The sequence below is a fragment of the Clostridium perfringens ATCC 13124 genome (genome assembly GCF_000013285.1).
GTDB lineage: Bacteria > Bacillota > Clostridia > Clostridiales > Clostridiaceae > Sarcina > Sarcina perfringens.
Genome location: NC_008261.1, coordinates 1,112,560 through 1,128,169, shown reverse-complemented (window position 1 = coordinate 1,128,169; position 15,610 = coordinate 1,112,560). Strand labels below are relative to the sequence as shown.

Here is a 15,610-nt window from a genome sequence, read left to right as displayed (position 1 = left end):
ATTAATATAAAAATCCCATGAATACTAGCTTTCAATACTATTATAAGTTTAAACCACTATAAATATATCGAAAGAAAAAGAATTTAATTTTTGACGTTTTTTTGACGAAATAAAAGACTAGAAATTTTCCTAGTCTTTTATTTTAATTATATTTGTTGTATTATATTATAGAAAAGGCCAAATAAAACTTAGTCTTTATTTACTATCAAAAAGCTCCTGGTACACTTTTATTATTTACTCATAGATTATATTTTCAAACCAGTTAAAACAATAGATGTACCTTTTATATAGTCTTAAAATAACTCATCGAGTATTTTTAAATCTCCAATATCTACCTTTAAAGCATTTATAGATATCGCTATTTTTTTACATTTTTATTTATCCATCTATCAATTATTCCAGCTATATAGGTTTATATGAGCATATTAATCGAAAGTTATGTACTATGATCTTATAAACTTTTTATTATAAGAGAAAGTTATTTTTCAGCTGGATGTCTTTTTATTAAAGCTTTAAAATCAACATGATGTTTCAAAGCATCATATTTTTCCTTTATTAAAGAAACTATATTTCCTTTATTATCTAACATTTCCTTAATATCTTTTAACTCTATATTTAAAATAGCTCTTTTCTCTGACAAAAATATTTTTTTTGCTAATCCTTTAGCAGATTGCCATTCCCCTGGTCCTGAAAAACTATCGAATGAAAAAATTATTCCTAATTCACCATCATGAGTAGTTAATAAGGAAAAGAATTTACCCACCCAATCAACTTTTATAGTTTTATTATAATTTTTACATTCAATTAATATATCGTTCTGTAAATACTCTGGTAAAATAGTTTTATGAAGTTTATTATAGTCATCGGCAATTAATAATAGATCTATTTCATTAGTATGATCCCTTAAATTATTTCTTTCAGAATATAGTCCAGCTGAATTAAACATAACTCCAGCCAACTCTTCTAATTTCTTACCCTTTTCTCTATTAATTGCATTTCTCTCTTTTGGAGTTTTAGCCTTTTTAATATCTTTAGCTAAATTTTCAATCTCATTTATTAAACTTTTTCCTTTTTCTATATCTTCATCTGAAACAGAAAATGTTTTATCTAAAATAAATTTTGGATTAATTTTAGACATTTTTCTTAAATAACTATTATATCTAATAAATTCTTCATCAGTCATACACATTTCATAATTACTCATTAAATTTTATACCACCTTAAAAACAACTACAATATTTTCTAAATACATACATCCTTTTTCACATTTATCGCAATACTTTTTAGGAACCTTTCGTATATCATCATAAATTTCTTCTCTAATACTTTCAAATTTGTCAGGACAAAGGACTTTAAATGCACTTTTTAAAATTCCTTTAGTTTCTAAAAAAATCATTAATTCTTCTACTTCATCGTTGTCTAATTCCAAAATTCTTTTTACTGTATTAATAGGCAACACTCCACCACTAAAATATTCTAGTAATTCATACAAATCTTTAACTTGATTTTGCGATACTTTCTTCCATTGGTTTATTAATCTTTCTAGTTCCAATAAGCTCAATGACATAATTCATCCTCTCCAAATCATTTACTTCACTTTCAATAACATCTATTAAATCGGCTGAAGTTCCTGAGTAATTATATGTTATTTTTAATTCTATATATTTTTCTAAAGTCTTTAAAATATTATTTTCTTTATATTTTACAAACCTTAAAGTTCTTAACTTATCATTAGCAAATTTTTTTGTTTTATTTAAATAATCCTCAATATCTTTTAAGCAATCCAGTGCATCTTCTTTATGTGCGTATTTTTCCTTCCAACTTATTATTTCTTTCTCTAATTGTTGAAAAAATGGCATTGACATATCTTCTCCAGCTTTTAATGTTATCCCTTGAGATTTAGCAAGCTCACCGGTCCAAACTATTTCTTTAACTATTCCATTAGGATCTTCTAGTAAATTTCTAATATATTTATCTAGGTTAAGATAACTGCATTTACACTTTAAATTTTCTTCTAACCACTTAAAACATTTACTAATAGCAATTTTATAATATTTTCTTTCCTTGTCTGTACTTATTTTGTCAAATTTAACTTCTAAAATATTAAACTTTTTATGAAAAACAAATAAAATTGGATATCTAACTTTAAACCACTTTGGTAAATCAACTTTCTCTAATATATCAATTTCATTATGAAACTTAATAAAAAATTCATTCTCTGTTTCATAACAAAGAGTTTCTAATTCACTTAAAGTAATTCCTACATTTTTATAATATTCTGTCTCAATATCTATACATTTCTTTTTTGCTAAATTTGTATCTAAATTTTTATAATCATAAAGTATTGAATGCTTATATCCTTTTTTCATTTCTATTAAATCTATTATTTTTATTGTTGACTGATCTTTTTCAAGACATTCACTAATTTTTTCTTCTATAGTTTTTTTATATAATTGTATTAAATCAGGCTCTGTTTTATATTTATATGTTGCTATTCCTTTTTTAACAACCTCATTTATTACCTTTTGTTTTAAACTATTAGGTGAGTCTCTAAGTATTTTATTTTCTATTAACTTTAGTTTCATAAGTCCTCCATCTCATTTATTATTTTCTTTAATAGAGTATTATGATATAATAAAATAACTAATTTTTATAAATACTCTATTAAAAGCAAGTATATTCCTATTATACTTGCTTTTAATTTTACCTTAAATTATAAAATCACTCAACTTTTTCCTTTATACAAAACATATTTTTGCATACAAATATAAAAATAGTATGTTTACTAACATACTATTTAAAAATTATCTATTTTAGTTTTAAAAAATTTAGATTAAAATCCATATTTATTTCCTTTGAATCATTTATTTTTTTCTTTGTTTCCTCAAACTCAAGTTCTGACAATATTTCAAGTACAATATTATAATATAGATCTTTATTAACAGTGTCTTTTTCTGATATTTCTAAGAAAAAATCTATAAAAATTATTGAAAGCATAACTATTATAATTGATAAAATAACTATAATTAAAAGCAAAAAACCGGATATTTTTATTAAGCTTTCATTGATTTCAATACTTAAAAATGCAGCTAAAAAACTTCCTAATATAGCTGAGCAAAATATATTATTTAAAAATTCGGAATTGGATTTCTTTTTTCTATCACCTAAAAAATATTGATTTATTCTAGCTTTCTCTATAGGTATATTACACCCATAATATTTATCTTTTGTTAACTTAAAAAATGTATCTATATTATTAGCTACAACTTTATTTTTAACTTCTTTATCTTTTTTAGATAATAACTTATCATTTTCTTTAATTATATTTAATTGTTCAATTTGATTTAAATTATTAAATTCTACAATTTTTTTAACTTTCTTAAATCCTTTACTGATATTAAATATATTGTACACTTTTTTTGAAAAAGATTTTATTAAATAAATTAAATTAACATTTTCTTTTTTGTTCACTTTAAATACTCCTTTTTAATTGTGTTTTTATTAACATTATATAACATTATTGTAAATAAAAAAAGTTTTTTGTTAATATGTATATAATTGAAAATAATGTCTATAATTAAGATAGATTTTTATTTTAAATGATACAGAGATAATATATCACACTCCTTTTTTAGCTACACATTTAAGTGTAGCTTTTTTATTTTAAGAATATAAAAAAGACTAAATAGGAATTAATCTACCTAGCCTTAACTATTGTTAATTTTAAAAGTTTATATAAATTATACTAAAAGTAATATTATAGAAATAATAGCTAATAAAATTATTAAATCAATTCTAATATTATCTTTTTTGTTCATAATCACCTCATTATGATTATGAACAAAAAAATAAAAGGTTAGTCAGATATTACTCTAACTAACCTTAAAATTATAATTTCTTAACAAATTCAGCATTAACAAATCCAACTTTTCCATTTTTAGTTGTTACTCTATACCAACCTATAAAATCGGAATCCACCCAATCTATTCTAAAAATATCACCTGTATTTATCTTATCTACTATTCTAGAATTTAATGATCCTTCTTCTCTTACATTTAAAAAAGTACTTACATTATGAGTAGTAGCCATTTGTAGCTTTTCTACATAATCTGCATTTACATAGCCAACTATTCCATTATACTCAACGTAATACCAACCAAGATAATCTTCATCAACCCATTTTATTTTAAACTTCTCATTGGCTGGTATTGAACCAATTACTTTAGAATTAGTAGTTCCTTTAGCTCTTATATTTAATTTAATACTTACATTTTTAGTAGTAGCATTGTCTAAAGTAAAATTATTTGAATCAATGAATATTCCATTAGTGAACTCATTCATATCACATCCACCACTTACACCAGCTACACTTCCATTCTCTGAATATTGGAACCCAACCCATTCACTCCATATATTGTTAGCTCCAGGAGTGTTTACACCATAATGAGCTATCCAAACTGGATAACTGGATAATCTACTATCTAAATTATTATTTGCAAAGCTTGTATATGTATATACAACAACTTCTTTTCCAGTAATTCTTTTTACCTCTTCTAAGAATTCTATACACATAGAAGTTAAATCTCTTGCTCCTACCCCTTCAGTAGTTTCTATATCTAAAGCTAATTTACAATCATAATTAACTGCTCCTATTTCATTCAAATAATTTACGAAAAAATTTGCTTGATCCTTGGCTCCTTTATTAGCTCTAAAGAAATGATAAAATCCTACTCTTAATCCTTGTTCTTTCGCTCTCTCATAATTTTGTTTAGCATATTTATCCTTAAAGTAATTACCTTCTGTAGCTTTAATATAAACTACTTCTACACCATCATTTTTTACACTTTGAAAATTTATATTTCCTTTCCAGTTTGATACATCAATTCCTTTTAAATTATTATTGTTTCTACTTTGCATTATTAATTCCTTCTTTCTTTTAAATTTATATAATTAAATCCAATAAAAAAAGACTATCTCTAGTCCTATGTATTACATTAATAAACTATTTGTTTTCCACTGGCACATAGTTTGATATTGCAGCTAGTTTACTTTCTAAATCAGTGTTCTTAGACTTAAGCTCTTGGTTTTCTTCTTGTAACTTCTTTAATATCTCTGAATTTTCTAAAACAGCTTCTTTCCCTTTATTAACTTCTCCAGCAATACTTTGTCTTAATTCTTTTACATCTGTTGGTGATAACTCTGGAAACTTATCCATCATCATTTTGTCAAATTCATAAGCTTTAGAACTTAATTTCTTTTCTACTGATTCTGTGATACGGAAGTTTTCTTCAACTACATTCCACACTTGCTTTGCTATATCTATATACTGTTTATTTTTTATTATCTTTTCTTCTAACCCACTTTTTTGTAATTTACTTTCTAATACTTTAATTACTAATTTTAAAATTGTTTTTAACATTTTAATTCCTTCTTTCTTAATTTTATTTATAAAAAAAGAATCATAATTTCTTATGATCCTCTTTATCTTCTTTAAGTTGTATTAACGCATTTTTTAATTTAGATGGTACTGGTACACCTAGTTTACTTGCATTTTCTATAATACTTATACCTTCATTAGCTATGTAAAAATAGCATACCAAAGTTCTAAATATCCAATTTCCTGTATTTAAAAGTCTGTCTAACATTACAGCTACTATAAGAATAGTGAAAATAATTCCCTTTCTTGCTATTCCTTTAAGTCCTATATTGCTGCTTAAATCTTTATTAACATAACCTTTAGTAATACCAGTAATATAATCTAAAGACATTAAAACTATAAGTATAACTAAAGGGGTATCCCATGCTCCTAATAGCCATGTAAATAAAGTTCCTATTGCTACAATCCCCATCTTTAAATAATCAAATATATTTTCCATAGTCTATTCCTTCCTACATGTATTTAGCTAATATACTATTACTTTTTAATTTTAACTTTCCATTTTCAACCTTAAAATTTTCTAAATTATTAAGTAAATAATAATCTTTATCTACAACTATAAATTTATAATTATAGTCATCTCTTTCAGGACCAAAATAACTCATATCTTGTATTCCACCAGCATGAAGTTTTATATCTCCAGTTGATTGAGAATAAAATAAAGTAACTTTATTTTCAAAGTTTTTTATAGAATTATCCATAATAACCCTCCTTTCTATTTAAGCTATAGCTATTAACATAGCTGTAAGTGGTCTAAACTGTACATCACCAGCATTTTGGGCATTTTGTATTTTACAGTAACCTTGAACTTCACATACAACAAGTCCATTTTCTATATAATCCCTCCCACCAGTACAATGTATATGGAATGGGAAGAAATCGCCACTTGTTGAGTAATAATATCCTCTTAATGCGACTGTCCATTTAAGAGAGTTTCTTCTTTTAGTAAATTCAGCTGGTAGTTTTATATATGCTTTACCTGGATTACCAATTGGAATGTCGAATGAGGTTACGTATGTTAATGCATGATATGCATGTCCAGTACCAGCGTTAAACCATTCAAGTCCATCTTTACCTAAAGATGCATAAGTACCATCTTCAAAAGTCCCTTTGAATCCTAGACCATCCATTTGATAGTTAGCTGAATAAACTTCTCCACCTTTTGGTGTCCACTTAACAGCTCCGACATCACCTTCATAGATTCCAATTTCACTAACATAAACCCAACAAAATTCATCCCAATTAACGCCACTTTTCATTCCATTATGGTCAAATCTAATCCATACCCACTCATGGTTACCTGTATTAAATTTATATGTAAATGGTTTTTCTTCAGTTGCATTACTTTGAGAACCACCTTGAGCTGTTAATACATAAATTGGTTGTGCATAATCACCATGTTCAGTATCACTTAAAACAACAAAAGCATCCATTGATTGAACATTCTTTTCACAAATATAATGGAAGTTTATTGTATAAGTAGTGTTCTTTTTAACTTTATAAGCTTTATGAGTTTGTAAGTATCTTTCTGGATTGTTATATGCTGCTCTATTTTTTATTGCACCAGTAATTCTTCCCTTAAATCCATACCCACTATAAGGACCAGACCAAAATTCATTTCCACCATGAAGCCACCCACGATCTCCACCATGAAAAGAACTGTTTGGAAGTATATTTGATACACTACTTCTTTGTTCTACAGTAAATTTAAATTTATCATTGCTTTGTTTGAATTCTGTAAATTGTTGTAATGTTACAGCTCCAGCTACTTTTCCATCTAAAGCATTTATTCTACTTTCCGTGTTTCCTACTCTTTGAGTGATTCCATTCAAACTAGCTGTAACTTCTGTAACTTTGTTATTAACTACTGTTAATTCTTGCTTACTAGCTTTACCATTTATATTTGTTTCTAAGCTATTTGTTTTACTTTCTGTATTAGAAACTCTTTGTGTAATAGAATCTAAGTTAGCTTTAATAGTAGCAATTCTATTATTAACTTCTGCAACTTCTTGTTTAGATGCTTTTCCACCTAATGTAGTTTCTATAGAATGTGTTTTACTTTCAGTAGAACTTATTCTTTGAGTTATACTGTCTAAATTAGTTTCTATTATTGCCACCTTATTCTTAGCTGTTGACATTTCAGTTTTTAATACATTAACTGATTCATCATTTTCAGTTATATCAAAAACAGTTGCATAAGCTATATGCCAAATTATTGGATTGCTAGATGTTGGAGTTCCCCCTCCATCTAATGCAAAGAAACTGGTACTAGAAAAACTTCCTGTATCACCACATTTTAATAAATGTATATACTCTTCCCACTTACCTGTTCCATTTACTGATGTTAACCATTTAGAACTCCCATTATTCCCTGTTGAATTTGAATACCACCCTATTCTTAATCCAACTGGAATTTTAGCAATAATTTTCGTTACAAATATTGCATTTGCTCTAGTCATATTTCCAAAATAAAATCCACCATGGTTAGGACTTGCACTTCCAACAGTTTTTACTTCTATACAATATTGTGAATCAGTTGGACATCCATTTATTTTAGAAATTCTTGAAGTTGTTACTGTTCCATTTCCATTGTTATTGTAAGTTTTAATATTGTTAGAACTATTTTTAAATGTAGGATCACTAAATAACATTTTACCTAAGCTCATGGCACTAGCTAAATCTTTAGCGTTATTAGCTAAATTATCTACAACATTTATCTTATTAATTAACTCTGTTTTTGTTTTATCTATGTCTGATTGTTCAACTTTAAGAGCAATTTTATTTTTTAATATATCAATATTACTTTCTACGTTATGCACTTTATTATTAACTGTTGTTATTTCTGCATTAACAAACGCCTTAGCACTATTTAAAGCATTATTTGCTTTGTTAGTTGCATCTGTACTTGCTGCATTAATTGCATCTTGTTTAGCTTTATCTGCTCTTGCTATAGCCGTATCAAGATTTTCCTGTGCTTGTTGTATTCTCTTTCTTTCTTCTTCTGTAATCTTGCCATCAGCTGAAGCTATAGCTTGTTCTCTTGCAAGATTAGCTTTTGCTATAGCTATATCTGTAGCAAAATTTTTAGCTACAGCTAAATTAGAATTTATTTTACTTATTAAATCTCTATTTATATTACTTACATTAGTTGTAATACTTTGAGTTGTAGAATTTAAATCTTGAACACTAGCTTTTATACTATTATTTTCTTGTGTAAGTTTACTTTCTACTGTAGATATTTTATCTGTTACTGTTTTTATATTGTCTATAATTAGCTTGTCAGTATCTTCTGGAGCCTCTGTATAATCACTAGCCAATTCTCCTAATTCTATTTTTACATTTCTAACTTCAGTAAATAGTCCACTTCCATAAGTACCATAAAAACTTAAATCACACCACTTTTGTTTTTCATCATTAAGTGTAAACTTTCCAGTAGCTTTTATTCTTGTCCATTCTGTAGTTACATCTCTCTCAACCCAAAATCCTACAGAATATCCACCAAGAGAATAAAATCTAATTTTCCCAACTTTATTAGCTTTTACATCTGCTGATATTGTAATTTTTTTATTTAAATATTTTTCTACAACAGAAGTTATTGAAATCCCTACATATTCATTAGAGCTTTTAAATGGACCTTTACTTTTTAAAAATAGATTTCTTCCACCAAACTCAATATTTTGAATAGATTTATCTATATCTGATTGAGAAACTTTACTTTCTATCTGACCTTTTAAAATATTTATCTCGCTAGTGTTTTTATTCAAATGAGTATTAACATTAGTAATTTCTGAATTAACAAAAGCTTTAGCATTATTAAGAGCTTCATTAACTTTACTATCAGCGTGAGAATTAGAACTGTTTATAGCTTCTTCCTTGGCTCTATTAATATTATTATTTATAGTAGTTGTACTCTGATTAAAAGTTTGTGAATCTACTTTAAACTTTAATGCATTATCTAAAGCGGTTAAGGAAGCTTTTTGACTAGATAGTTCTTTGCTATGCTCTGTAATAGTATTATTTTGTGTAGATAATTCTACATCTAAAGTTCTATCACCTACAGTAACCTTAGTACCCTTAATAGTTTCAGTACCATTATTGTTTACTTCTCTAATAACACTATTTATATCTAGCTTATTACCACTTATATTAGCGTTGTCAGCTACTTTATTATTATCTATAGCTCCATTAGTTATCCCTGCATTATGAACTCCGTCTGAATCAAGCATTATGGTTTTACCATCTTTACCTCTGATAAGTAGTCCATAATCTGTAGTACCATCTGTTTTCCTATACTCTCCTAATATAACTCTATTAACATTATTTCTATTAATAAGAATTTGATTTCCTACAATTTCTATGGTTCCATCTGCACTAACAATTCTATGTTTGCTAGTTGTTATATCTCCAGCTTTTAACTTATTTACAGATAAAGAACTTATTTCTGCATCTCCTATAGCTCCTTCTGCTATTATTCCAGAACTAGCTGTTATTGCTCCTGTCGCTATATTTTCTGCTGTAAGATTTTTATTAAGTGCATTTTCTATACTAGCTGTTTTAGATTCTAATACATTTAATTTTCCAACTGCTGCGTTTAAATCTGTTATATTAGCTTTACCAATTATAGCCTGTTGTAAATCTGCTCTTACAGAATTTAATTCGATAATATTAGCTTTTTGAGAATTTAAAGTAACTATATCTGCTCTTATAGCTGTTAAATCCTCTGTATATAACCTCTGTATTTTAGCATCAACAGCTGTTAAATCATTTATACTAGCCTTATCTATTAAAGCCTTTTTTATATTTGCTTGTTCAATAGAATATCTCTCCATTGATTGAGCAACTGATCCTTTACTATCAAAGCTAGAATCTTGTCTAGTTTTTCCTTTAGCCTTTACTTCTGATGAAATACCATTCTTATAGGTAAACTTTTGCTCCATTATTAAAGCATTATATTTATTCCCATTTAAATCAGTTAAATTTAATATATCTCCAGCCATTATAGCTGGGTTACCTTTCCACTTAGCTGTATATGATATATATTTAAATCCATTATATTTAGTATATATATCACTTAAAATTTCTTTAGTTATTATTGGATTATTGAATACAATTTTATTTCCATCATCTGTACCAGTACTTAATTCTTCTTCACCTTTTTTGGCTATTACTTTTTTTATAATGCACTCATTAGCTTCAATATCTAATTTAAATAAATTATGAGGTGTCATTTCCTGCTTTACTACCTCATAATCTCTAACTTCTAAGTCACCTATCCTATTAAATCTAGCAAATGAACCACAAAGGGAAGCTATAAATCCTATAGCTTCCCTTAATGAATATCCCTCTATTTTATTAACTCTATAATTAGGTAATTTACTGGCTAAATTAACGCCTGCCTTTTTACATATTTCTTTAGCAATATCGTTTATATCTGCTGGATAAGATAAATCTGAAAAATATACTTTTTCTAACCCTAGCATATTATCTACACACTCAAGATTTATAAATTTTCCTTTTACACTAGTCTTAATTACAGTAAATACACCTAAAGGTATATATTCTATATCATCTCCTATATACAATCCTACATATGGTTTTACAATAGCATTATCAAATATATCTCCTGTATTAATTAGTTTTATATCGAAACTGTTAGAACAAATTGATCCTATAGAAAAACTATCACTAGGATTAACTGATTCCTCTAAATTCATTTCATATATTTGATTTCCACTATATTCTTTATCTCTTATAATAACCTTAGCATTAAATTTTCTTCCTTGTAACTTATTTATTTCTTTATTAAATGCTTCTGATACTTTAAACAAATACTAACCCCCTTTCCTAAAGATTAATATTTATATTATTCCTCTATCATAAAGTCAATACACATTAAATCTCCTGGACTCATTTCATAACCATTTAATAATTCAATATTAAATTTATGTATATTCATTTCAACTTCAATTTCTTGTAATTCATTAATTTCTTTATTAAAATACTCTAATCTTTCTGGATCAATATCATAATTTCCATCTGTTATTTTTAGAGTTCCATCATCTTCTTTTAAACAATATTCTTCTATTAATTTTTGCCTTTCTTTATTATAGTGTTTTAATTCTCTTTCAACTTTAGATATATTCTTGCCTATAGCATAAGAAACTTTAACTGGTAACTTTCTTAAACTTATTTCTCCTAATACATTAACTTTTTCTAATATTTCTTTATTTGTCATTTTAACCATTTTGAACACCTCTTTCTTTTAAAAATTTCATTAAAAAAGAACCTACATTTTGTAAGCTCTTATAAACTAAAGTATAAAACAATTTAAGCTTTTGCCAACTTCCGTAGCCTTTGTTCTAAATTTTTGAACCTCAGCTTGAACTAATTGAGAATTTGCTAAGAACAACTCCATATTAGTAGGATATGTTTGAATATTTGCGATAGTATTTTGAGTTAAACTACAACTCATTGTTAATACTGTTTGCTTCATTCCATCCTTTTCTATATTTACTGTTCCATTTAAGTTAGTAGATTCTGTTATTGTGCTTGTTACTTTTATATTTTCTTCTGACATTTCAATTCCTTCTTTCTTTTATTTATATTTCTATTAAATTCATAGACAGACCTTGCCATACATTCTTATTAAAATCAACAGCTGGTGTACTTCTATCTCCTACATAAAAATTTTTAGTTGTAACTCCTTCCATTGGATCAGGATAAGTAACTGGAAACTCTGTTCCACTTACTGATTGTAATATTGTTTTAATCTCATTAGATGTTAAAGGACCCCATTCACACTCAAGTTTTCTAGTAACTCTTATCCTATCTCTAAGCATTACACCTAATAAATTTCTTCCTGTATTTTCTCCATCTAAATCCATTATGTTAACCTTAAAACTCTTTGGAGAAGCAACTGCTACTCCATTTATACTAATTCCTATAGTTGCCACCTCCTAAAGATTTAATAATTGCTCTCCAGCTTGTCTATTCACTTTATTTATAGCTTCTATTGCAATTCTACCTAAATCAGTATCTCTTATTCTTAATATTAAATCACCACTCTCTTGAGGCCCTGAATTATTATAGCTATTATCTTTTTTATTCTTCATCGCTTCTAAAATAGCTTCTATTATAACTTCTTTTATTTTTTCTATGAACTCTGGATCATTAATACTCTTCTTTTCATTACTATTAATATTTTGACCTAACATTGTTAAATCAGGTTGTTTTAATGCATTATTAGAAAGTAATAACATATTATTAATTCTTTCTGAAAGTTTAATAGCAAGTAAATTTAATCCACCAGTATTATTTTCTAGTGGTACTACTGCCTCTGTTCCAGCCTCTCCTATTACGGCTTGTGTTGGTTTATCTACTATACCGCCTTTAGCCAAATAAGGCATTTTAGCTATGTTAACTCCAAAGTGCTTACCACCAATACCAGGAATCCAATCTGGAGTAGTAAAACTAATTTTGTTTAAACCATCTATAGCCATATTAATTAGCCCAATAACGGAGTTTAGAGGCGCTTTAATTACAGAACCTAATCCACTCATTATACCTTTGAAAATATCTACAACGCCATGCCAAGCTCTGCTCCAGTTTCCAGTAAATACTCCGGTTACAAAGTCTATTATTCCACCAAATATTTTTTTGATAGATTGAAAAACATTATCTACATTTTTTAAGAAAAGATTTAATAGATTCCCTAATACTCCAAAACAATTTGACCAATCTGTTTGGAAAACATTCCTTAACCATTCTTTAAAGCTATTAAATATGTCTTTTATTTTTCCCCATATTTCTATAGCTTTAGCTTTTACAAAGTCCCAATTTTTATATAAAGCTACTCCACTAGCTATTATTGCTGTTATAGCAACTATTGCAATTCCTATTGGACTTGTTAAAAATGCTATTGCTCCACCTAGTAATGTTGTTGCTATAGTACTTGTTTTTGCTACAGTTGTCCAAATTGTTTGAGCTATTGTCCATAAAGTTAATGCTCCTTTAACTATTAGTATAGAAGCACCAAGACTTCCTAAAACAATAATAATTGTATCTAATACTGGCTTTCCACTACCCATTAACCAATTTATTAAGTTGCTAAACGCATCTAAAACAATTCCTAATATATCTGCTAATTTAGCTAGAACTGGAGCTATCATGTTTACAAACCAATTAACCATAGGAGCAACAAAATTAGTATAAATATACCCAGCTAATTCAAATATTTTTGCACCTAGCCTTATAAATCCCTGGAATAAATGACTACCTCCATTATCCCAAACATAAATTAATTTTTGAGTTAAATTTTCTAATACTCCTGATGTTGCATTTAATATTTGCATGAATGTAGTTGCTAATCCAGGACCAATTTCTCCCCAAACTTGCCTTAAAGAATCTCCCATATGCTTAATTAATGTAAGTGCATTTAAAAGAGCATTTGCTAAAGATTGAACTATAGCTGTTCCTATTCCTCCAGCATTCCAAGCATCTGCAAATGTAATTGCTATATCTCCAACTATATTAAATATGTTTTGTAAAATTTGTAGAATAACTACAAGTATTTTTTCTCCCGTTCCATTAGTCCATACTTCTAAAAAACTAATACCTATAGCTTTTATAAGCTCCCAAACTCCATGTAATGCATATTTAATACTTGCAATTGTTGCAGCTCCTTCTCTTGCCCATGCATTTTTAAAAGGTTGAAATATTTTAGATATAATATCTTTTAGCTTTTCTACCATAGCATTTATTTTTTGCATTGCTACACTTGTTGGACTTAAATCTATATCTGGAGCAACCATTGGTATCGGATCTATTCCTCCACCACCGCCTCCTCCTTTTGGAGCCTTTGGAGCTTTATCAGAATCATCTGGAATACTTAATTTATTTATTTCATCAAATCCAGCTAAGGACCTTTGTATTTTCTTTTTTGTCTTTTCTGCCGAATCTCCTATTTTATCTACTGCTCCAGATGTTTTTTTACCTTGCTTTTCCATATTCTTCATTGAAGCTATAGAAGCATTCATACTTTTAGCAGCACCAAAACTAGCTTGATATGTTTTACCAAATATAGCACTTATAAAAGCTGCAATATATGCGGTTACTGTTGCTAATGCACTCATAAGAGCATTAAGTGCTGGTAGAACTGCTTGATAGATTGGCATAAATGCAACCATAAGATTAGTTCTAATTTGTGCTAAACTGTTTGCAAACTGAGCATTAGTCATTAAAGCACTTCCTATATAACTAGCAACAGTGTTTATCCCCTTCATTACTAAAGGGAATACTATTCCCCACCTAAACATACTATCAATAAACATCCCTGTTGCACTTCTAGCACCATTCATATTTTCTCTATATCGTCTAGTAGAGTTATTAGCATTTCTTAAATTTCTATTTGTTCTACTTGTAGTATTTTCAAGCCTCTTCATACTATTACTTGCTTCATTTAATCCTAAAGTAGAATTCTTAGCTGAATTACCTAATTTCTCAAACTGCCTATCTAAATCAGCTAATTTAAACCCTGTTGCATCAGATTTAGCTATAAGTTTATTTATAACAGCTTCTGTTTTTAATATTTGCTCCTGTAATTTGTTTTTTCTAGCTTGATTAAATGTAGAATTATAAGCAGCCTTCAATCCTGATAATTTTTCTTGTTGCTGCTCTATTGATCTATTAGTTATCTCTAAACTATTAGAAAGATTTTCAATCTTAGATTTTATAGATTCTAAATCTCCAACATTACTTTTTGGTGGTCCTCTTCTACTTATTGGTTGCGTTGCTACCTTGCTACTAGGCATTGCAATATTACTAACTGGAGAAAACTGAATAGGAATTTTTATTTCTTTAGATTTAGCTATTATACTTCTTATAGCATCTAAAGCTTTTGATTTTATTTCTTCTATTGTCTTAAGAATATTAGCTTTACTTTTCTCAACACTAGATTTTATAGTTTCATCAATATTATTCATTCCTTTATTTAAAGATTCAGAAATTCCTTTTGTTATTGAATTAAAATCAAATTTTTCTGTTATTCCTTCTAGCGACTTACTTATTTGACTACCTATAGCACTAGCCATCTTTTCTATTTGTTTTCCTATATCACCATCTTGTATCTCTAAATCAAGACCAATTTTCCCTACCGAATCTGCATCTGCCATTACC

Annotated in this window: 13 protein-coding genes; all 13 read right to left on the bottom strand. The window is 27.5% G+C overall.

Annotated elements, in window-relative coordinates; all coding sequences use genetic code 11:
• Nucleotides 1-478: 478 nt before the first annotated feature.
• The 13 genes from CPF_RS04815 to CPF_RS04755 all read right to left on the bottom strand — a co-directional run bounded on the left by CPF_RS04815 (nt 479) and on the right by CPF_RS04755 (nt 15,606).
• Complete coding sequence (locus CPF_RS04815) at nt 479-1,204, bottom strand: restriction endonuclease (RefSeq protein WP_011590488.1); 726 nt, start codon at nt 1,202-1,204, stop codon at nt 479-481.
• A 6-nt stretch (nt 1,205-1,210) separates the two neighbouring features.
• Nucleotides 1,211-1,561 (bottom strand): hypothetical protein, encoded by a 351-nt coding sequence (locus CPF_RS04810; RefSeq protein ID WP_148194390.1) that lies wholly within the window; start codon nt 1,559-1,561, stop codon nt 1,211-1,213.
• Entirely contained in the window at nt 1,497-2,585 is a 1,089-nt protein-coding gene (locus CPF_RS04805; protein WP_011590486.1) for a hypothetical protein, read from the bottom strand. The genes CPF_RS04810 and CPF_RS04805 overlap by 65 nt, the downstream gene beginning before the upstream one ends.
• Nucleotides 2,586-2,808: 223 nt before the next feature.
• A complete protein-coding gene (locus tag CPF_RS04800) occupies nt 2,809-3,471 on the bottom strand; it encodes a hypothetical protein (protein WP_011590485.1) in 663 nt (220 codons plus the stop codon).
• Between the two features lie 417 nt (nt 3,472-3,888).
• Nucleotides 3,889-4,917 carry a GH25 family lysozyme gene (locus CPF_RS04795; protein ID WP_011590484.1) on the bottom strand — a complete coding sequence of 343 codons (1,029 nt, stop codon included), beginning with the start codon at nt 4,915-4,917 and terminating at the stop codon, nt 3,889-3,891.
• Nucleotides 4,918-5,002: 85 nt separating this feature from the next.
• On the bottom strand, nt 5,003-5,419 hold the full coding sequence (locus CPF_RS04790; protein ID WP_011590483.1) for a hypothetical protein: 417 nt from the start codon (nt 5,417-5,419) through the stop codon (nt 5,003-5,005).
• A gap of 40 nt (nt 5,420-5,459) precedes the next feature.
• Nucleotides 5,460-5,876 carry a phage holin family protein gene (locus tag CPF_RS04785; RefSeq protein WP_011590482.1) on the bottom strand — a complete coding sequence of 139 codons (417 nt, stop codon included), beginning with the start codon at nt 5,874-5,876 and terminating at the stop codon, nt 5,460-5,462.
• Nucleotides 5,877-5,889: 13 nt separating this feature from the next.
• Complete coding sequence (locus CPF_RS04780) at nt 5,890-6,138, bottom strand: hypothetical protein (RefSeq protein WP_011590481.1); 249 nt, start codon at nt 6,136-6,138, stop codon at nt 5,890-5,892.
• Nucleotides 6,139-6,156: 18 nt separating this feature from the next.
• On the bottom strand, nt 6,157-11,265 hold the full coding sequence (locus tag CPF_RS04775) for a KID repeat-containing protein (RefSeq protein WP_011590480.1): 5,109 nt from the start codon (nt 11,263-11,265) through the stop codon (nt 6,157-6,159).
• 35 nt (nt 11,266-11,300) lie between these two features.
• A complete protein-coding gene (locus CPF_RS04770; RefSeq protein WP_011590479.1) occupies nt 11,301-11,681 on the bottom strand; it encodes a DUF1617 family protein in 381 nt (126 codons plus the stop codon).
• 66 nt (nt 11,682-11,747) lie between these two features.
• Entirely contained in the window at nt 11,748-12,014 is a 267-nt protein-coding gene (locus tag CPF_RS04765; RefSeq protein WP_003460286.1) for a hypothetical protein, read from the bottom strand.
• A gap of 22 nt (nt 12,015-12,036) precedes the next feature.
• Nucleotides 12,037-12,390 carry a DUF6711 family protein gene (locus CPF_RS04760; protein WP_003460303.1) on the bottom strand — a complete coding sequence of 118 codons (354 nt, stop codon included), beginning with the start codon at nt 12,388-12,390 and terminating at the stop codon, nt 12,037-12,039.
• 3 nt (nt 12,391-12,393) lie between these two features.
• A complete protein-coding gene (locus tag CPF_RS04755; protein WP_011590478.1) occupies nt 12,394-15,606 on the bottom strand; it encodes a membrane protein in 3,213 nt (1,070 codons plus the stop codon).
• Between the last annotated feature and the right edge of the window lie 4 nt (nt 15,607-15,610).

Coding starts and splice junctions, on each gene's coding strand:
- CPF_RS04815 (WP_011590488.1), bottom strand. CDS start 1,204: ATGAGTAATTATGAAATGTGTATGACTGATGAAGAATTTATTAGATAT.
- CPF_RS04805 (WP_011590486.1), bottom strand. CDS start 2,585: ATGAAACTAAAGTTAATAGAAAATAAAATACTTAGAGACTCACCTAAT.
- CPF_RS04795 (WP_011590484.1), bottom strand. CDS start 4,917: ATGCAAAGTAGAAACAATAATAATTTAAAAGGAATTGATGTATCAAAC.
- CPF_RS04790 (WP_011590483.1), bottom strand. CDS start 5,419: ATGTTAAAAACAATTTTAAAATTAGTAATTAAAGTATTAGAAAGTAAA.
- CPF_RS04785 (WP_011590482.1), bottom strand. CDS start 5,876: ATGGAAAATATATTTGATTATTTAAAGATGGGGATTGTAGCAATAGGA.
- CPF_RS04780 (WP_011590481.1), bottom strand. CDS start 6,138: ATGGATAATTCTATAAAAAACTTTGAAAATAAAGTTACTTTATTTTAT.
- CPF_RS04770 (WP_011590479.1), bottom strand. CDS start 11,681: ATGGTTAAAATGACAAATAAAGAAATATTAGAAAAAGTTAATGTATTA.
- CPF_RS04765 (WP_003460286.1), bottom strand. CDS start 12,014: ATGTCAGAAGAAAATATAAAAGTAACAAGCACAATAACAGAATCTACT.
- CPF_RS04755 (WP_011590478.1), bottom strand. CDS start 15,606: ATGGCAGATGCAGATTCGGTAGGGAAAATTGGTCTTGATTTAGAGATA.